At 58.3% G+C, this 18,406-nt stretch carries 16 protein-coding genes; 14 read left to right on the top strand and 2 right to left on the bottom strand.

Features of this window, described 5'->3' with window-relative positions:
* The first annotated feature begins 30 nt into the window (after positions 1-30).
* From AC1Q5O_RS22550 to AC1Q5O_RS22515, 8 genes are all read left to right on the top strand, one after another.
* Complete coding sequence (locus tag AC1Q5O_RS22550; protein WP_472460308.1) at positions 31-1,599, top strand: ABC transporter substrate-binding protein; 1,569 nt, start codon at positions 31-33, stop codon at positions 1,597-1,599.
* Positions 1,600-1,686: 87 nt separating this feature from the next.
* Positions 1,687-3,246 carry an ABC transporter substrate-binding protein gene (locus AC1Q5O_RS22545; RefSeq protein WP_492566078.1) on the top strand — a complete coding sequence of 520 codons (1,560 nt, stop codon included), beginning with the start codon at positions 1,687-1,689 and terminating at the stop codon, positions 3,244-3,246.
* 55 nt (positions 3,247-3,301) lie between these two features.
* Positions 3,302-4,270: an ABC transporter permease gene (locus AC1Q5O_RS22540; protein ID WP_464663762.1), complete on the top strand. Its 969-nt coding sequence runs from the start codon at positions 3,302-3,304 to the stop codon at positions 4,268-4,270.
* A 23-nt stretch (positions 4,271-4,293) separates the two neighbouring features.
* Positions 4,294-5,253, top strand: a complete 960-nt coding sequence (locus AC1Q5O_RS22535; protein WP_464663764.1) for an ABC transporter permease — start codon at positions 4,294-4,296, stop codon at positions 5,251-5,253.
* A 7-nt stretch (positions 5,254-5,260) separates the two neighbouring features.
* Positions 5,261-6,454 carry an amidohydrolase family protein gene (locus AC1Q5O_RS22530; protein ID WP_492566075.1) on the top strand — a complete coding sequence of 398 codons (1,194 nt, stop codon included), beginning with the start codon at positions 5,261-5,263 and terminating at the stop codon, positions 6,452-6,454.
* Positions 6,451-7,947: an amidohydrolase family protein gene (locus AC1Q5O_RS22525; RefSeq protein ID WP_492566073.1), complete on the top strand. Its 1,497-nt coding sequence runs from the start codon at positions 6,451-6,453 to the stop codon at positions 7,945-7,947. The genes AC1Q5O_RS22530 and AC1Q5O_RS22525 overlap by 4 nt, the downstream gene beginning before the upstream one ends.
* Positions 7,948-7,951: 4 nt before the next feature.
* Positions 7,952-8,926: an ABC transporter ATP-binding protein gene (locus tag AC1Q5O_RS22520; protein WP_492566071.1), complete on the top strand. Its 975-nt coding sequence runs from the start codon at positions 7,952-7,954 to the stop codon at positions 8,924-8,926.
* Positions 8,923-9,918: an ABC transporter ATP-binding protein gene (locus AC1Q5O_RS22515; RefSeq protein WP_492566069.1), complete on the top strand. Its 996-nt coding sequence runs from the start codon at positions 8,923-8,925 to the stop codon at positions 9,916-9,918. Before AC1Q5O_RS22520 ends, AC1Q5O_RS22515 begins: the two co-directional genes overlap by 4 nt.
* Before the next feature lie 11 nt (positions 9,919-9,929).
* Here AC1Q5O_RS22515 and AC1Q5O_RS22510 read toward each other — a convergent pair whose 3' ends face one another.
* Positions 9,930-10,607, bottom strand: a complete 678-nt coding sequence (locus AC1Q5O_RS22510) for a GntR family transcriptional regulator (RefSeq protein WP_223614320.1) — start codon at positions 10,605-10,607, stop codon at positions 9,930-9,932.
* Between the two features lie 126 nt (positions 10,608-10,733).
* On the opposite strand from AC1Q5O_RS22510, the gene AC1Q5O_RS22505 reads away from it, so the two are divergent.
* Complete coding sequence (locus tag AC1Q5O_RS22505; protein ID WP_464663773.1) at positions 10,734-11,363, top strand: flavin reductase family protein; 630 nt, start codon at positions 10,734-10,736, stop codon at positions 11,361-11,363.
* A 22-nt stretch (positions 11,364-11,385) separates the two neighbouring features.
* Positions 11,386-12,129: an aspartate/glutamate racemase family protein gene (locus tag AC1Q5O_RS22500; RefSeq protein WP_492566067.1), complete on the top strand. Its 744-nt coding sequence runs from the start codon at positions 11,386-11,388 to the stop codon at positions 12,127-12,129.
* Between the two features lie 46 nt (positions 12,130-12,175).
* On the opposite strand, the gene AC1Q5O_RS22495 is transcribed toward AC1Q5O_RS22500, so the two are convergent.
* Positions 12,176-13,033 (bottom strand): MurR/RpiR family transcriptional regulator, encoded by an 858-nt coding sequence (locus AC1Q5O_RS22495; RefSeq protein WP_288191445.1) that lies wholly within the window; start codon positions 13,031-13,033, stop codon positions 12,176-12,178.
* A 346-nt stretch (positions 13,034-13,379) separates the two neighbouring features.
* Between AC1Q5O_RS22495 and murA the strand changes: the two genes are divergently transcribed.
* The 4 genes from murA to AC1Q5O_RS22475 all read left to right on the top strand — a co-directional run bounded on the left by murA (position 13,380) and on the right by AC1Q5O_RS22475 (position 18,381).
* Positions 13,380-14,636, top strand: coding sequence for a UDP-N-acetylglucosamine 1-carboxyvinyltransferase (gene murA / locus AC1Q5O_RS22490; RefSeq protein ID WP_464663778.1), 1,257 nt, complete (start codon positions 13,380-13,382; stop codon positions 14,634-14,636).
* Positions 14,633-15,514, top strand: coding sequence for a glucosamine kinase nucleotide-binding domain-containing protein (locus tag AC1Q5O_RS22485; protein WP_464663780.1), 882 nt, complete (start codon positions 14,633-14,635; stop codon positions 15,512-15,514). The genes murA and AC1Q5O_RS22485 overlap by 4 nt, the downstream gene beginning before the upstream one ends.
* Positions 15,515-15,852: 338 nt before the next feature.
* Positions 15,853-16,776, top strand: a complete 924-nt coding sequence (murQ, locus tag AC1Q5O_RS22480) for an N-acetylmuramic acid 6-phosphate etherase (RefSeq protein WP_492566064.1) — start codon at positions 15,853-15,855, stop codon at positions 16,774-16,776.
* A gap of 81 nt (positions 16,777-16,857) precedes the next feature.
* Entirely contained in the window at positions 16,858-18,381 is a 1,524-nt protein-coding gene (locus tag AC1Q5O_RS22475) for an ABC transporter substrate-binding protein (protein ID WP_492566062.1), read from the top strand.
* Positions 18,382-18,406: the final 25 nt, after the last annotated feature.

The raw sequence follows: 18,406 nt of genomic DNA, 5'->3' as shown, positions 1-18,406 counted from the left end.
CGACGGGGCACACATGAGGAGGAAATGCCGATGACGCGACTGCGAAAATCCGTCTTGGTGGCAATGACATCATTGCTATTGTTTGGAACAGCGGCAGAGGCTGCGACACTGCGGTGGGCCGGACAACGGGATATATTCTCCCTCGATCCCTATTCCTACGGTTCGACATCCAACCTGGCATTTCTTAATCATATCTATGAAGGCCTGGTCCGTTACACGCCTGAGTTCAAGGTTGTTCCGGCGCTGGCCACGGAATGGCAGCTGATCGACAACAAATACTGGCGTTTCAAGCTCCGCCAGGGCGTGAAGTTCCATAATGGCGCGGATTTCAATGCTGATGATGTCATTGCATCGCTCAAGCGTGTGAGTGATCCGAGCTCGCCGCTCAGGGGCAACATTCCTCTCTACGTCGGGTCGAAAAAGGTCGACAATTATACGGTCGATATTGAAGTCTCGGCACCGTCGCCGCTCTTTCTCAACGATCTGACGAACATCTTCATGTTCAATGCGCAATGGCTGATCGACAACAAGAGCGAAAAGCCCACCGACGTGGGCGCGCAAGTCGAAGGCTACACAACCTACCACACCAACGGGACCGGGCCTTTCAAGCTTGAAAGCCGCGTTCCAGACAGCAAGACAATCCTTGTCGTGAACGACGGCTGGTGGGACGAGAAGAAGCACAATATCGATCGCATCGAGTTTACACCGATTACATCCGCGGCAACGCGGGTCGCCGCTCTGTTGTCCGGCGAAGTCGATCTGGTTGACGCGGCGCCCATCCAGGATATCGGCCGCCTTGAATCGACGCCGGGCATCAAGGTCGATAAGCGCTCGGATCTGCGAACCATTTCCATCGCATTCAATCGCCGGGAAAAGCTGACGGACGGGCGTGACAATCCATTCAACGATCTGCGGGTGCGGCAGGCGTTCGATCATGCAATTGACCGGGACCTGATCAACAAGAAGGTGATGCGCGGACTGGCGCATCCCGCCGGTGCTTTGGTTGCGCCGGAGATACCGGGCTACAGCGCCGAGCTGGACAAGCCTGCAACCTATGATCCGCAATTGTCGCGCAAGCTTCTGGCCGAGGCTGGAAAGAGCGATCTTGCCTTTACCTATCTTTGCATGAGCGATGAAAGTGTGAACGAGGAGGACGTTTGCTCTGGTGTCGTCAACATGCTGACGCGCGCCGGCTTCAAGCCGACGCTCGATATCGGCCCGCGTGCCGTGCAGACGCCAAAACGCTCGAGCGGTAAATCCGACGTGTACATGGTGGGCTGGGCCAACGAGCCCACGCTCGATGCCTATTCGATCCTTGTTCAGGTGCTTTCCACCCGTCACGGTGCCGACGGTGTCGCAAACTATGGCGGCTGGTCCTATCCCGAACTCGACAAGATGGTCAAAGAGGCCGCCACGGAGCAGGATCGCGACAAGCGCCTGGCGATTGAAACCGCCGCGCTGAAATTTGCGAAGGATCAGGCGATCATGATCCCGCTGCACCAGCAGCCGATGGCATGGGCCATGACCAGCAAAATCGAGAACGTCGTGATCCGGGCCGACAACAAGCCGCGGCATTGGCTGACACGCATGACAGACTGATCTGCAGCGCCTTTGGCGCTGTCTGATAACCAAGGCAAGACCTCCGTTCAAGGAGGCGGCAAACGTCCAGAAGCGGAGCAAACCACAATGTTGAAGCAACTAGGCCTCGCGGCCACGGTGGCAATGAGTCTGATTTTTCCAGGCCAAGCCGCAACACTCAAATGGGGCGCGCCCCATGACATATACTCGCTCGATCCCTATTCCTACGGTGACAGCTATACGCTTGCTTTCCTGAACCACGTCTATGAAGGCCTGGTCCGGTACGACGCCAAGCTGAAGATTGAGCCAGCCCTTGCCACATCGTGGGAGACGGTGTCGGACACGGTCTGGCGGTTTCATCTGCGCAAGGGCGTGAAATTCCACAACGGCGCGGGTTTTACCGCCGATGACGTCTTGGCGTCGCTCACCCGCGTGAGTGACAAGACCTCGCCCTTGCGTGGAAATCTGCCCGCCTACAAATCTGCAAAAAAGGTCGATGACTACACGATCGACATCGAGTTGACGGGTCCGTACCCGCTTCTGCTCAACGATCTGACCAACATTCACATTTTCAACGCCGCTTGGCTTGCGGAGAACAATTCGTTGAAGCCGACCGACGTCGGCGCAAAGCTCGAGGGCTATGCGACCTACCATGCCAATGGCACAGGCCCCTTCACCATTGAAAGCCGGGTGCCGGACAGCAAGACGGTTCTCATCAAGAATCCGAATTGGTGGGACAAGTCTGAAACCAATATAGACCGTATCGAGTTCACCCCGATAACGTCGGCAGCCACCCGCGTTGCGGCTCTCCTGTCGGGGGAGATCAATTTTACGGATAACGCGCCCTCCCAGGACCTGCCCCGCCTCTCGGCCCAACCCGAACTTAAGGTCATGGAACGGACCGATCTGCGGACGGTCATGATGGGGTTCAATCGCAAGCCGAAGCTCACCAACGGCGATGATAATAAGTTCAATGATCTGCGTGTCCGGCAGGCATTCGCCCATGCGCTGGACCCGCAACTGATCCAGAAGCGGATCATGCGCGGTAAATCGCGTACGGCCGGTGCGATTATTGCACCGGAAATTCCGGGCTATACCGAGGCGCTCGACAAGCCGGTTTCCTACGATCCGGAACTGTCCAAGAAGCTGTTGGCAGAGGCTGGGGCAAAGGATTTCGCTTTCACGCTTGTGTGCACGACAGACGCCTATGTCAACGAGGAGGAGCTCTGCCAGGGCATGGTCAACATGCTGAGCCGTGCCGGGTTCAAGCCGCAGCTTGACATTGCACCGGTGGCGGCACAAACGCCCAAACGGACCAATGGCAAGGCTGATGTCTATCTGATCGGTTGGGCCAATGAGCCGATGCTCGACAGCTACTCCATTCTGCTGCAGATGATTGAGACGAAGTCGGACAATGCCGGTGTCTTCAATTGGGGCGGCTGGAGCTATCCCGAAATCGACAAGCTGGTCATACAGGCCTCGACGGAGATGGACAGGAACAAGCGGCTGGCGCTGCAGACCAAGGCCCTGCAGATGGTCAAGGATGAGATCATCATGCTTCCCTTGCACCAGCAGCCCATGGCTTGGGTGATGACGGACAAGATCGATAATATCGTTCAACTGCCCGACAACAAGCCCCGTCACTGGTTGACGCATTTTGCCAAGTAGACGTGGCGCTCTGCCTTGACGGGTTCAAGGCAGACAGAATTAAGGGAGGCGACAGATGCTGGTTTTTATTGTGAGGCGCTTGGCAAACGCAATCCTGGTGATGCTCGCAGTGGCTATGCTCGCCTTCCTGATTTTCCGGCTCGCCGGCGATCCGGTTGAGCTTATGGCGAATGAACAGATGACGCAGGCCGATCGCGACAATCTGCGTGAACGCCTGGGTCTCAACGATAACCTGCCCACCCAGTATATCCGCTTTGTCATCCATGCGGCTGAGGGCAATTTCGGTATCTCCTATCGCAATGGCCAGGATGTTCTGACGCTGATCGCTGACCGGTTTCCCGCAACCCTGGAACTGGTGCTGGTGGCAACACTGATTTCTCTGGTGTTCGGCATTCCTCTTGGCGTTCTTACCGCGATCAAGCGCGGCAAATGGTACACCGAAGGGCTTCAGTTCCTCTCCATCGTCGGTGTGTCGTTGCCCAGTTTCGTCGTCGGTATCCTGCTGATCCTGGTGTTCTCGGTCAGCATGGGGTGGCTGCCGGCATTCGGACGCGGCGACGTCGTCAGACTTGGCTGGTGGTCGACCGGGTTGCTGACATCGTCTGGACGGGCCGCCCTCATCCTGCCGTCAATCGCGCTGTCGCTTTACCAGATCACGCTGATCATGCGGCTGGTGCGGGCCGAAATGCTGGAGGTGCTCCGGTCCGACTACATTAAATTCGCCCGGGCGAGGGGCATTCCCCGCTGGCGCATCTATTTCCGCCACGCGCTGAGAAACTGCCTCATGCCGGTTGTCACGATGACGGCAATGAATGTGGGCTCATTGATCGCTTTCGCACTCATCACGGAAACCGTGTTCCAGTGGCCGGGTATGGGTATGCTGTTCATCCAGGCTGTAACATTCATCGATATCCCCGTAATGGCGGCCTATCTGTGCATCATCTCTTTCATTTTCGTTGTTCTGAATATGCTCGTGGATATCGCTTATGCGGTCATCGATCCGCGTTTGCGCAGCACACGCTAGCCCCAGAGTCAGGGACCTGTCCGATGACAACAGACGTATCGAAGACACCGAAAGCGCCAAGGCCTGCACGAGCGCCCCTACTCAGGCGCATGCGCAACAGCGACCTCTGGTGGTCATTCACGCATAGCAAGGTAGCAATTGCGGGTGCCATCATTCTGGCAATCCTGATCTTGACGGCCCTGTTTGCGCCGCTGATCGCGGCTCAAAACCCCTATGACGGGGCACAGCTGGACATGTGGAAGGCGGAGCTGCCGCCGATCTGGGAGCAAAACGGTGAATGGCCCTACTTGCTTGGAACCGATACGCAAGGCCGCGATATGCTCTCGGCCATCCTTTACGGGACACGCATTTCGATTTTCATCGGCATAGCGTCGGTCGCCCTGTCCCTGGTGATCGGCATGAGTGCCGGCCTCGTGGCGGGTTATTTCGGCGGCTTTGTCGATAACCTTCTGATGCGCATCGGCGATGTCACGCTTTCGATCCCTACCATTCTCGTCGCCATACTGGTTTCGACGGTCGTTCGGCAAATGCTTCCCGCGGATCTTCGGGAAATGGGGGCTTCGGCCGTGCTGGTGTTTGCTATCGCGCTGTCGGCATGGGTTCAGTATGCGCGCACCGTGCGCGCCCAGACGATTGTGGAGAGCGGCAAGGACTATGTGCACGCAGCCAGGCTGATCAAGGTACCGGCTCGCCGGATCATGGCCAACCATATCCTGCCAAACACGCTCACACCGGTCCTTGTGGCAGCGACATTGAACTTCGGCATGGCGATTCTGACTGAGGCGACGCTGTCTTTCCTCGGCATAGGCATGCCACCCAGCCAGCCGTCGCTGGGAACCTTGATCCGCATCGGCAACCAGTTCCTGTTTTCCGGTTCGTGGTGGATCGTGCTGTTTCCCGTGCTCCAGCTTTGCCTTCTCGTCGTTGCGGTGAACCTGCTGGGCGACTGGTTGCGCGACGCTCTAAACCCGAAATTGAGGTAGATGACACATGACCAATCTATTGCTCCGTAATGTACGGCCCATGGCCGGCGACAGCTGTGATGTCCTGATCAAGGATGGGAAAATAGCCGGTTTCGGTCAATTCGCACCGGAGCCGGGCGTACCGGTCGAGGATGGAGGCAACTCCATCGTCATTCCGGGCCTCATCGATGCCCACACCCACCTCGACAAGACGACATGGGGCATGCCGTGGCACGAAAACAACCGGGCGGCCGTGCTGCGCGAGCGCATTGATTTTGAGCGCGAGAACCGCAGTGCGATCGGCATTGATCCGCACCGGCAGTCCATGCGGCATGCGATCGGGCTGGCCGCGCATGGTGCAACCCATATCCGCAGCCATGTCGATATCGACCCGACCCACGGCCTGTCCATCGTGGAAGGCGTTTGGGAAACCCGCGAGAAATTGCGCGGTATCATCGATATCGAAATCGTTGCCTTCCCCCAGTCCGGTGTCATGGTCATGCCCGGCACCGCCGAACTGCTTGACGAGGCGCTACGGCAAGGCTGCGAGGTGCTGGGAGGTATCGATCCCTGCGGTATCGATCGCGACCCGAAGGGCCAGCTCGACACGATATTCGCGCTTGCCGTCAAACATCAACGGCCGATCGATATTCATCTGCACGAGGTCGGGGATCTCGGCGCATTCACCATGGAGCTCATTTTTGAGCGTATCCGCGCAAACGGCATGCAGGGTAAAGTTGCCATTAGCCATGCGTTCGCACTCGGGATGAACGACTATCTGCGGGTCGGAAAGCTGATGGATGAACTCGCAGCACTCGATGTGGCGATCCTCACCACGGGCGCGCCGTCTGCTTCGGTTCCATCGGTCATGCGACTGAAGGAAGCCGGCATACGCGTCGGCGGCGGCTGCGATGGCATTCGCGACACCTGGGGGCCGTGGGGCCAGCCCGACATGCTCGACCGTGCCAAGATCATCGGTATGAAAAACGGGCTGCGGAAAGACCGCGAACTTGAACATGTTCTGCATATCGTTTCGCAGGGCGGCGCTGACGTGATGCAGATCGAGGGTTATGGTCTGCAAGTCGGGTGTACGGCCGATCTGACCCTTTTGACGGGTGAAACCCTGGCGCATGCGGTTGTCGACATTGCCCCGCGTCCGCTGGTCATCAAGGGCGGACGTGTCACGGCACGGCAAGGCCAAGCCATTGTGGACATGCCATGACAAAAGCCGGATTCGAGACGCTGACGCTTGGCCGCAGGCCCGAAGGGCGGACCCTGTTGACTGCCGATTGGGTGCTTGGCCATCGGGATGGTGCCCATAGGCTTGTCCATAATGGGGAAGTTGTGTTCGAGCACGGCGAAATTCTGTTCGTCGGGCATCACTTTTCGGGGGAGGTGGCACGCCGTGTCGATTTCGGGAGATCGCTGATCAGTCCGGGTTTCATCGACCTCGACGCACTTTCCGATCTCGACACGACGATCCTCGGCATCGACAACCATCCGGGTTGGGCCAAGGGGCGGGTCTGGCCACGCTCTTATGTCGAGGCGGGGCCCTACGAGATGTATACGCCGGAAGAGCTGGCCTTCCAGAAGCGGTTTGCCTTCGGTCAGCTTCTGCTGAACGGCATAACCACCGCCGCGCCGATCGCGTCGCTGTTCTATCGCGAGTGGGGTGAGACCGTTGCCGAGTTCGATGCCGCTGCGGATGCGGCTGGAGACCTCGGCTTGCGGGTCTATCTCAGTCCCGCCTACCGCTCGGGCGGCATGGTCCTTGAAAGTCCGGGCCAGATACGCCCGGTGTTCGATGAGCAGCGCGGCTTGCGTGGCCTGGAAGATGCCGTGCGCTTCATCGAACGGCAGACCGGCCGTCACGGAGATCTCGTGCGGGGTATGCTTGCACCCGACCGCGTCGAGACATGCACGGCCGGATTGCTGCAACGCACCGATGCTGCCGCACGCGAACTCGGTTGCAGGATTCGCCTGCATATGGCGCAGGGCGCCATGGAGGTCGATACGGTCCGTGCGCTGCATGGCTCGACAGCGCCGGTCTGGCTCGCGCAATCGGGACTTTTGAGCGAGCGGCTGATTGCGCCGCACGCAACCAACGCAACGGACGAAGATCTTCGCCTTTATGCGGCCAACGGTGTTTCAATTGTGCATTGTCCGCTGGTGTCTGCCCGTGGCGGCAATACGCTGAACTCGTTTTCCGCATGCCGCAACCGCGGGATCAATATTGCGATGGGTACCGACACGGCACCGGCCGACATGTTGATGAATCTGCTCATCGGCTTGATCACATCGCGTATCAATGACGGGGTACCGGACCGGGTGCGCAGCGCTGATCTTTTCGACGCCGCAACGCTTGGCGGTGCGCGGGCGCTCGGCAGAACGGACCTCGGCCATCTTTCGCAGGGCGCGCGCGCGGATATTGCGGTGTTCGGCCTTGACGATGCGATCATGGCGCCATCGATCGATCCGATCACGACGCTTGTTACCGGCGGGTCTGGCAAGGTGACACGGGCGGCCTTTGTCGATGGGCGTCCTTCCATGCTGTTCGGTGAGATTGCAGGCATCGACATAATGTCTGCCCGGGAACGCATACAGAAACAGTTTGACGGACTGATTGCCAAATATCCCGAGCGAAGTTGGGCGCATCCATCGGTCGCCGAAATATTCCCTCCGAGTTATCCAATAGAGAGCAGCGCACATGGGTGAAACAATGGATCAGCCCATCCTTGAGGTTCGCAATCTCACGGTGGAATTCCCCGGACGCCACGGAACAGTGGCCGCGCTTTCGGATGTGAGTCTCGACATCCGGGCAGGCGAGATTCTTGGCGTGGTCGGCGAATCCGGAGCCGGCAAGTCGATGACCGGTCTGGCCATTCAAGGTCTGCTTGAGCGCCCCGGCCATATCAGCGGCGGCGAAATCTGGCTCGAAAATCGCCGGATTGATACGCTTGACGACTATGAGATGGAAAAAATCCGCGGCCGCAAAATCGGTGCGATCTTTCAGGATCCGCTGACCTCGCTGAACCCGCTGTTCACGGTGGGTGCCCAACTGAGCGAGACAATCCGCCAGCATCTCAACATGAGCAAATCGCAGGCGAAAGCCCGGGCGATCGAATTACTCGGAGAGGTCGGCATTCCTTCTCCGGATGAGCGGGTGAACCATTATCCGCACCAGTTCTCGGGCGGGATGCGGCAGAGAGTGGTCATCGCCCTGGCACTCGCGGCCTCGCCCAAGCTGGTGATCGCCGATGAGCCAACCACGGCGCTGGACGTATCCATTCAGGCGCAGATCATTTCGCTGCTGCGTAAACTTTGCAAGGAGAAGCGCACGGCTGTCATGCTGGTCACCCATGATATGGGTGTCATCGCAGAAGCAGCCGACAGGGTGGCGGTCATGTATGCGGGCCGGTTGATCGAGGTTGGTTCGGTCAATCAGGTGTTGCACGCGTCGGCGCATCCCTACACGCGCGGCCTTATGGCTTCCATTCCGGCACTTGCTGCCCGCGTGGAGCGCCTCAACCAGATCGACGGATCCATGCCCCGGCTTGACGCGATTCCGGATGGGTGTGCTTTCAATCCGCGCTGCAAATCGGTCGGACCGCGCTGTATTCGAGAGCAACCTGAACTCATGCTGGCGGGCGATGGCGCAAGCGCCTGCTGGCTCAATGCGGGAGGAACAGCATGACCGGGACCGGACAAAAAATGCCGGCTTTTACCGCCGAACGTCTCGTCAAGACATTCGATGTCTCGGCACCGTGGCTGAGCCGGGTTATCGAGCGCAAGCCGCGTCAGCTTCTGCAAGCCGTCAATGACATCAGCTTCACCGTGCCCACAGGCGGATGCCTCAGCATCGTCGGAGAAAGCGGCTGCGGCAAATCAACGGTTGCGCGTCTTGTAACCGGGTTGCACAAACCCAGCAGTGGCGAACTTCGCTTTGCACCGGGACGCAATGGGGCGCCACTTTCGGTGCAGATGATCTTCCAGGATCCCTATGCCTCGCTCAATCCCCGGTGGCGTGTGAAGAACATCGTTGCCGAGCCGCTGCGCGAGATGAAGTTGCTCAAAACGTCGAATGAAATCGCTGATCGCGTTGAGGAACTGCTCGAGACCGTCGGGCTATCGGCTTCGGATGGCGAAAAATATCCGCATGAGTTTTCGGGCGGTCAACGCCAGCGTATTTCAATCGCACGGGCGCTGGCCAGCGAACCCGAATTCCTCGTATGCGACGAGCCGACATCTGCGCTCGATGTGTCGGTGCAGGCACAGGTTCTCAACCTTATGCGCAAGCTGCAGGACGAACTTGGCCTTACCTATCTGTTCATCAGCCATGACATGAGCGTTGTCAGGCATATGTCGGACCGCATAGCGGTCATGTATCTCGGGCGTATCGTCGAAGAGGGGGATACGGAAGAGCTGTTTGCCAATCCGCGGCATCCCTACACGCGGCTTCTCCTGCAGACGATCCCCAATGTGCAGCAGCCGAACAGGGACCGGGTCGTTGGCGGCGGCGAGGTGCCGAGCCCGCTCAAGCCGCCATCCGGCTGTACTTTCCACCCGCGGTGTCCGGTTGCCATTGGACGCTGCTCGGCCGAAGTGCCAGAGGTTCGTACTCTCCAGGGCGGCACGCGCGTGGCATGCCATCTGGTCGAGGAGAAGATGGCAACTGCCGCAGAATGACGGTCGGCGGTTCAGGCCAGCGCGGAACGCAAATCGTGCGGAAGATCGCGGATTTCGCTCAGATCGAGCTCGGCCTCCACATGTTCAAGGTGGTGCTCCATGAGCCCTGTTGCCTTGGAAAGATCGCCATTTGCGATTGCGTCGACAATTTCGGCGTGTTCGTCCGGCCCGCAGTTGAAGCGATTGGTGTTGCGGTAGACCGCAGTGATGAGGGAACTTCTTGCGATCAGATCGCGCATCGTGGCGAAAAGAAAGTCCGAGTTCGCGACCTCCGCAAGCAAGAGATGGAAGCCGCCTGACAGCTTGATGATATCGGTCGTGCTATCCTGTGCATTGGCGGTTCGTTCCTTGGAAACATGGGTTCGCAGCCGCGTGACGTTTACCTTGGAGATTGATTTGCAAAGCCGCTCGACAATACAGCGTTCGACCGCACGGCGGACAAAGAAGACATCCCGTGCTTCATCCACCGAAGGTTGGCAGACAAATGCGCCGCGGTTCGGGATGATCGTGACGAGCCCATCCCGTTCAAGTGCAACCAATGCCTGGCGGATGCGGGCACGACTGACGTCGAAGATCGCTGCCAGTTGCCCTTCCTTAAGTTGCACGCCGGGCCGAAGCCTGCGCTCGGCAATGGAAAGCCATACCCGTTCAACAATCTGCTGTGTTGAAGCCCCTGCTTGTTCAGTCATGTACCTGTCTCCCGATTGTGACAGACAATCGCGATCAAATGGAAAATGTCAACTCGTTTTGTCTGCATGATTGTAGACAATAATGCCCAATAATTGTATACTATATAGCGAAACGGGAGAGTCGGCATGCAGTTTGATTTTACAGAGCTTGAACCGGAGAGCCGATATCGTCTGCTGACGAATTTTATCGGCCCGCGGCCGATCGCCCTGGTAACGACCCGTTCAAGCGCCGGTCACAGCAACGCGGCGCCCATGAGCTTCTTCAACGTGTTCTCGCATGATCCGCCGATCCTGATCCTCGGTGTACAACCACGGCCGTCGGGGGAAGAGAAAGACACGATCGCCAATATCCGCCGGACGGGTGAATTTGCCGTCAACATGGTGGATATGAGCATGGCGCAGCAGATGCTCATTTGCGGGCTGGGTTTCGACAGCGAGGTCGATGAACTGGAGATGGCTGGTCTTGAGGCAGCCGCATGCAATCAAATCGATGCAACGTATGCTGCCACGGCTCCCTGCGCCCTGGAATGCCGCGTCGAGCGCCTGATCGAATTTCCAAAGCGGGTGCTTGTCCTTGGCGAAGTCGTCCACATGCATGTGCGCCGCGATTGCCTTGACGCGGAGGGGCGCTACGTCAATCCCGACGTTTATCAGCCCATCGCCCGTCTCCACGCTGATAATTACATCACCTCCGATCGACAGTTCGTTCTGGCGGCTCCGCCAATTGCCGATTTTACCAAATCCCGCCGCGATTAAGTGGCGCTGAAGGAACTCGACCGTGCATATTCTTCTCATCAATCCAAACTCCACTGCGTCCATGACTTCCCAGGTTCTGGAAAGTGCCGTCCGGGTGGCCTATCCGACAACGAGGATCACCGCAGTCAATCCCGTGGATACGCCGGTGAGCATCGAGGGCGGGGCCGACGAGGCCATGGCTGTTCCGGCCATGCTTTCCGAAATACGCAAAGGGCAGGCGCAAGGCGTGGATGCCTATGTCATCGCCTGCTTCGATGATCCCGGCCTGCATGCGGCTCGCGAGATTGCACGCGGCCCCGTGATCGGCATCTGCCAGGCCGCCATACAGGTCGCGATGACGATCAGCCGGCGCTTCACGGTGATCACGACATTGCCCCGCTCCATTCCGATCATCGAAGATCTGGTCAGTGCTTACGGCGCGAACCATCATTGCCGCAACGTGCGCGCCATCAATCTGCCGGTGCTGGGACTGGATGAAGACCCGGTCGAGGCAGAGCGTCTTCTCGTGCTTGAAATCGGCAAGGCGAAACTGGAAGACCGCGCGGAAGCGATCGTTCTTGGTTGTGCGGGCATGTCGTTGTTGTGCGACCGGCTCAGTGCCGCGACCGGTATTCCCGTCATTGACGGCGTCACGGCGGCCGTCAAGGTTGCCGAAGCGCTGGTCGGGGCCGGATACAAGACATCCAAGGTGAATGGCTATGATTTCCCCCGGATCAAATCGCCGTCCCCCGCATCGAACGTGGAGCAGGTGGGCAATTTGGCGTGATCAACCCGTCAAGGTAGCGGCCGGTATGGGTTGCCGGCCCGGGTTTCTAGAGGTGTTCAGCCTTCAGAACGGAGACTGCAACTTCGCTGTTGTGAATATATTCATGGGCATCCGGTTGCCCTTGAATAAGCAGGATGAACAATAGATCGGTCAGCGTCAGTTGCGCATCCCTTGCGGTGATGGATGAAGAGCGAACGCGTTCTTCATCGGCAAAGGTGTAAAGCCGGATGTCCGCCACGCGGCTCAATGGATTGTCCTTCAGCCCGGTCACGGCAATGACGGTCGCGCCGCGCTGGCTGGCAAGCTCGGCAATGCGCAACGTCTCGATACTGTCACCCGAATAGGAGAGGGCGAACAAGACGTCATCAGCTCCAAGCGTGGATGCGTTGGCCATCTGGACATGGCTGTCACTGTCGTGCAGCACATTGCGCCCGAGCTTCATCAGCTTATAGGCAAAATCCCGTGCCACCAGCGAGGATGCGCCGACGCCTGCCATATGAATGCGCCGGGCCTTGCGCAGGATTTCCAAAGCGATGCCGATGTCTTTTTCATTGTTGACGGCAACCGTCTGCTGCATCGACAATTGTTTGCTGCCGATCAGTTTCTGCAGGATCACGAGATAGCTGTCGCCTATTTCGATCGTGCCGTGGATCATTCCCGCCGGAGCTGTCCATTCCTGTGCCTTGGCTTCGCTGACCGCGAGCTTCAGCTCCATATAGCCGGCGTAGCCGAGCTTCTGGCTGAACTTCACCACACTGGACTGGCTTCGGCCCGTCTCCACGGCCAGAGCAGCCGATGACAGCCGCAGCATCTGATCCGGATTGTCGATGATGAACTGCCCGATCTGGCGATCGGCAGGCGCCATGGAGTCCAACTGTGCATTGATTTTCTGCAGTATAGACATGCGTTCCTTTGCGCGTTGGCAGTTCAGGCTGCTCGCGCCAAAGCGCGGACCTATGGAATAATCGGAGCCTTCAAGCGCGCCGAAATGACATACCTACCGTCAATTCAAAGCACTGGCTACTCCTCGCAATGGCGTCAGAAGCGTTCCCGATAAAAGCACCGCGCCGCAAACAATCTGACGTAGAATAATATATTCCTAAATCAATTGACACCGTGGAATGATCAATTAGTTTTTGTGCATCGCCATGATGGTTGCACCGTCTATACCGGACGCAGCCTGCGGGTGAAGAGGGTGTCGAACGAAACCCACCCTGTTTTCATGCTCCTCAGATCAGGCAGTGGTTATCATGGATAGATTACGGATCATCGGGGGAAACAGGCTGGAAGGCGCGGTGACGATTTCCGGCGCGAAAAATGCGGCACTCCCGCAAATCGCCGCTGCGCTGCTGAGTCCCTATCCGCTGGAACTGACCAATCTGCCGGCTGTCAACGATGTCGAGAACATGCTGGGCGTGGTGCAACTCCACGGCGCGCGCATTGACCGGTCGCCGCATGCGGCAACCATCGATACAAGCGCCGTTGTGTCGAAGGAAACATCCTATGACACTGTCAGGCGAATGCGTGCGACCATACTGGTTCTTGGGCCGCTGCTCGCCCGCTTCGGGCATGCCAGGGTTTCGCTGCCGGGCGGGTGTGCAATTGGTGCCCGGCCCGTCAACATGCATGTCAGTGCACTTGCCGCGCTTGGCGCCGATATTGCCATCGAGAACGGCGTCATCGTTGCATCTGCGCAGGGTTCGTTGAAGGGAACCCGTATTGTTCTTAGCTCTCCCTCTGTGGGGGCGACTGAAACGGCCATGATGGCGGCCACCGCAGCAATAGGTGAAACCGAAATCCTCAATGCTGCACGCGAACCGGAAGTGGTTGACCTCGCCGCCTGCCTCAATGCGATGGGAGCCCGCATTGAAGGGGCCGGGACGCATCGCATCCTTGTGGAAGGTGATACGACATGGCGCTCCGCCCGGCATGCTATCATCCCTGACCGGATAGAGGCGGGCACCTATGCAATCGCTGCGGCCATTACCGGCGGCCAGCTCGAGCTGACCCATGCCCGCCTGGAGCATCTGGCTTCCGTCGTGCAGGCGCTTGAAACGGCAGGTGTCAGCGTCTGGCCCAGCGACCGGGGCCTGATTGTGTCTCGGGAGGGGCCGCTGAAGGCCGTGGACATCACCACGGAGCCCTATCCGGGGTTCCCCACGGATCTCCAGGCCCAGTTCATGGCATTGACGTGCCAGAGCCAGGGCGCATCGCTGCTGCGCGAAACCATATTCGAAAACCGCTTCATGCACGTCCCGGAGCTCATGCGTCTGGGGGCGAACATAACGCTGCAGGGAACGACCGCGCTGGTGCGCGGCGGGGAACCGCTGCACGGTGCGCAGGTCATGGCGACGGACTTGCGGGCTTCCGTCTCGCTCGTTCTGGCGGGGCTCGTTTGCGAAGGTGAGACGATCATCAACCGGGTGTATCACCTTGATCGCGGCTATGAGCAACTGGATCGCAAGCTTCGGCTCTGCGGCGCGGATATCGAGCGGATCAGCTCATGAGCGACGCGAAGCATGAGAAGCCGTTTTTTCTTGGCGTCGATGGCGGCGGCACGGGCTGCCGCGCCCGCATCGAAGACGGCTTTGGTGCGGTCCTCGGCCAAGGGCTCTCCGGACCTGCGACAACCCGTCTTGGCGTGGACGCGGCCTGGGCGTCCGTTGCCAGCGCCTTTACCTCGGCAATAGCGGAAGCCGGTTTCACGGAGCGGGAAACCGCACGCATACATGCCGGTATCGGTCTTGCCGGCATCGGCCGCAAAGGCGCGCTCGAGGCGCTTCGGGCTATCCCTCATCCGTTTGCCAGCATCGCTTTCACGAGCGATGGCGTTGCTGCCTGTCTGGGGGCACACTCCGGCGCGGATGGCGCGATCGTCATTGCCGGAACGGGTTCCATCGGCCTCGGTTTTGCCGAAGGGCGCGATCTGCGGGTTGGCGGGTATGGCTTTCCAATATCTGATGAGGGCAGTGGCGCGGATCTCGGATTGAAGGCCGTTCAACTCGCGTTGCGGGCTTTCGATGGCCGCCACGAACAGAGCGCATTGCTGGGCGAAGTGATGCAGCGGTTCCAGAACGACCCTGTGGAGGTGGTTGCGTGGATGGATCGGGCGACAGCGACCGATTATGCCGTCCTTGCGCCCATGGTGATGCGCCATGCCGATCAGGGTGACATGGTGGGGCGGCGTCTGGTTCAGGGAGCGGCCGAACAGATTGACTCCATCGTCCGCGCGCTGATCGAAAAAGGTGCGCCCCGCGTCACGCTTCTCGGAGGGCTGTCGACGCCACTGGAACCTTGGCTGGCTCCCGACATTCGCCGCCGCCTGAAACCAGCCGACGGTGATGCGGTTTCAGGTGCGATCATTCTGGCGAGAAAATCGTGCTGAGATTTCAGACCGCAACGGCCCATCATCATTGTCGGTAAGCGGCGCTCAATCACGGCCTTCCGTTTGCGGACGGCAAGTGAACTGCCAGTTTCAGCCGATGGATAAAAGCGTCCGGTTAGGAATATATAATTCCAAATTTATATTGACATAAGGAATAATAAATCATAAAAAGTTAACATAAAAAGAATGAGAACTGTTGCAGCAGGGAGCGAGCGGCCGGATTCCGGATGCGGAATAGACAATTCAGCAATACGCGGACGACCCCGGTGAGATGCGATCTCATCGCTTTTCGCCGGTATCGCATTTTCATTAGAGGCAGTTCTCCCGAAAGTTGGCCGATGACTGAGCAAGCGTTGATATCCGAGTTGGAAAAACTGGTCTCCGAGGGCAGAAATCCGCAGACCATGCAGATCGATCTTCTGCCGACTGCCGATATTTTGCAGAAGATCAATGATGAAGACAAAGGCGTGCCATCGGCTGTCGAGAAGGTTATTCCGCATATCGCAGCGGCGGTTGACCGGGTCGTCACTGCCTTCCAAGCCGGGGGGAGGCTGATCTATATGGGAGCGGGAACCAGCGGCCGTTTGGGGGTTCTGGATGCTTCGGAATGTCCGCCAACCTTCGGTGTACCCGAAGGTGTAGTCGTGGGGCTGATCGCGGGCGGTCCCGAGGCGATGGTCAGAGCAATTGAAGGTGCTGAAGATGATCCTCATAGGGGTGAGCAAGCGCTGCGGGACATTGGGCTGACGGCACAGGATGTGGTTGTGGGGATCGCGGTCAGCGGGCGCACGCCCTACGTGATCGGCGGGCTGAATTACGCCAAACTGGTAGGGGCTTCGACCATCGCCTTGTCCTGCAACCCGGATTCAATCATTGCCGGAATTGCCGATATCGCGATTTCCCCCGTTGTCGGTCCGGAGGTTCTTACCGGGTCAACCCGCTTGAAATCGGGCACAGCACAAAAGCTCATTCTTAACATGCTGACGACGGCCAGTATGATACGGATCGGTAAGAGCTATCAGAATCTCATGGTGGACGTGCACGCGAGCAACAAAAAACTCGTGGCCAGGGCGTCGCGTATTGTCATGCAGGCAACCGGTTGTACCACCGAGCAGGCGCGCCAAGCTCTCGATCAGACAAGCAATGATGTGAAGCTGGCGATATTGATGGTCAAAACGGGAATGGACGTGGAAAAAGCGCGGATGGCGCTAAAAGATGCAGGAGGTTTTCTGCGAAAGGCGATAAATGCAAAACCGTTGTAAGACCATGCCGGTTTAGCAGGAAGTAAAACGAATCAAGCGTCCATAAGGCCGCTCAAAATAGCTCCAGAGGGAAAAAGAAAAATGAAAAGGCGTTCAACAGCGAAACTGGTTTCTTGTCTTGCAATAGCTGCAGCCCTTGGCGTGGTGATGGCGGGTTCGCCAGCAAGTGCGGCAACGCTGCGCATGGCCTGGTCGCAGGACGCGACGGGTCTCGATCCGCACAAGCAGACCGCATTCTCTTCCATAAGGCTGCTTGAGCTCATTTATGAGCCGCTCGTGCGTCTGGATGCCAATCTGCAGATCGTTCCGGCTCTTGCCGATTCCTGGCAGTTTTCGTCCAATGGTACGGAATTGACCTTCAAACTCGACCCGAATGCAAAATTCCAGAATGGGGACCCGGTCACCTCAGCGGATGTGAAGGCGTCATTTGAGCGTATACTCAACGAGGCGACCGGTGCGGTGGCGCGGGCCAACTTCCTGTCGATTGCCAATATCGAAGCCGTTGACCCTCACACGGTGGTTTTTCATCTGTCCCAGCCGGATGTGCCGCTTCTGACGGCGATGACAAATCTGAACGCGGCGATCATTTCCGCGCGTGAAATTGAAAAAGGAGCGATCAGCACAACGCCTGTAGGCTCGGGGCCTTTCAAGCTTGAGAAGTGGGATCCGAATTCCCGCGAGATACTGGTTGCCAACAAGGCGTGGGCCGGAGGTGCAACAGGTGTCGAGGCCATCAATATCAGCGTTCTTCCCGACGAAACTGCGATCCTGGCGGCCATGCGCACCGGCCAGGTCGATTTTGCGTTGCTGAACGACCCTCTGATTGCAACACTCATTCCACGGGAAGAGCGACTGGTCCTGAACCGTGCGCCTGTGCTTGCCTATCACGTGCTGCAGCTTAATCCGTCGCGCAAGCCAATGACCGAGCTTGCGGTACGGCAGGCCATTTCCTGCGCCATCGACCGGAAGGAAGTTCTCGATACGGCTTCCCTGGGAGAAGGCAAGGTGACAGGCCCGATAACAACACCATCCTTTGCAACCGATCCCAACAGCCTGTTCTGTTACAAGCGGGATGTCGAGAAGGCCAAGAAACTCATGGCCGATGCGGGATATGCGAAGGGTTTCTCGGCCACGGTCATCGCGGCAACCGGCGAACCGCCAACAGCCGCCGCAGAGGCTCAGGTCATCCAATCCCAACTGGCCGAAATCGGCGTCAAACTCGATATCAAGGTCATGGAACTGAACGTCTATGTCGATACATGGCTGAAAGGCGATTTCGACATGGCTGTCGCCCTGAACGGCGGCAGTGCGGATCCCTATTCGATGTACAGCCGGTACTGGACCAAGACCGGAAACCTGCAAAGGGTCGCAAATTACATTGACGATACCCTGGACAGTCTCATGCAGAAGGGCCGCGCCGAGACCGATCCCGCAGCGCGCAAGGTCATTTTCAGTGATTTCGAAAAACATCTCGCAGAGATGTCTCCCTGGATCTGGCTCTATACCTCCTACAGCTATACGGCACAGCAAAAGAGCGTCCAGGGCTTCACTGCAACGCCCATCGGTTCGCTTTTCGGTCTCAGTAAGGTGACCGTCCAGCAATAGCTGGACTGGGATTGCCGATCACTTC

The sequence above is a fragment of the Phyllobacterium sp. MT110 genome, from assembly GCF_058792715.1.
The sequence above is the reverse complement of the archived record's forward strand: the minus strand, read 5'-3'. Positions and strand labels throughout refer to the sequence as shown.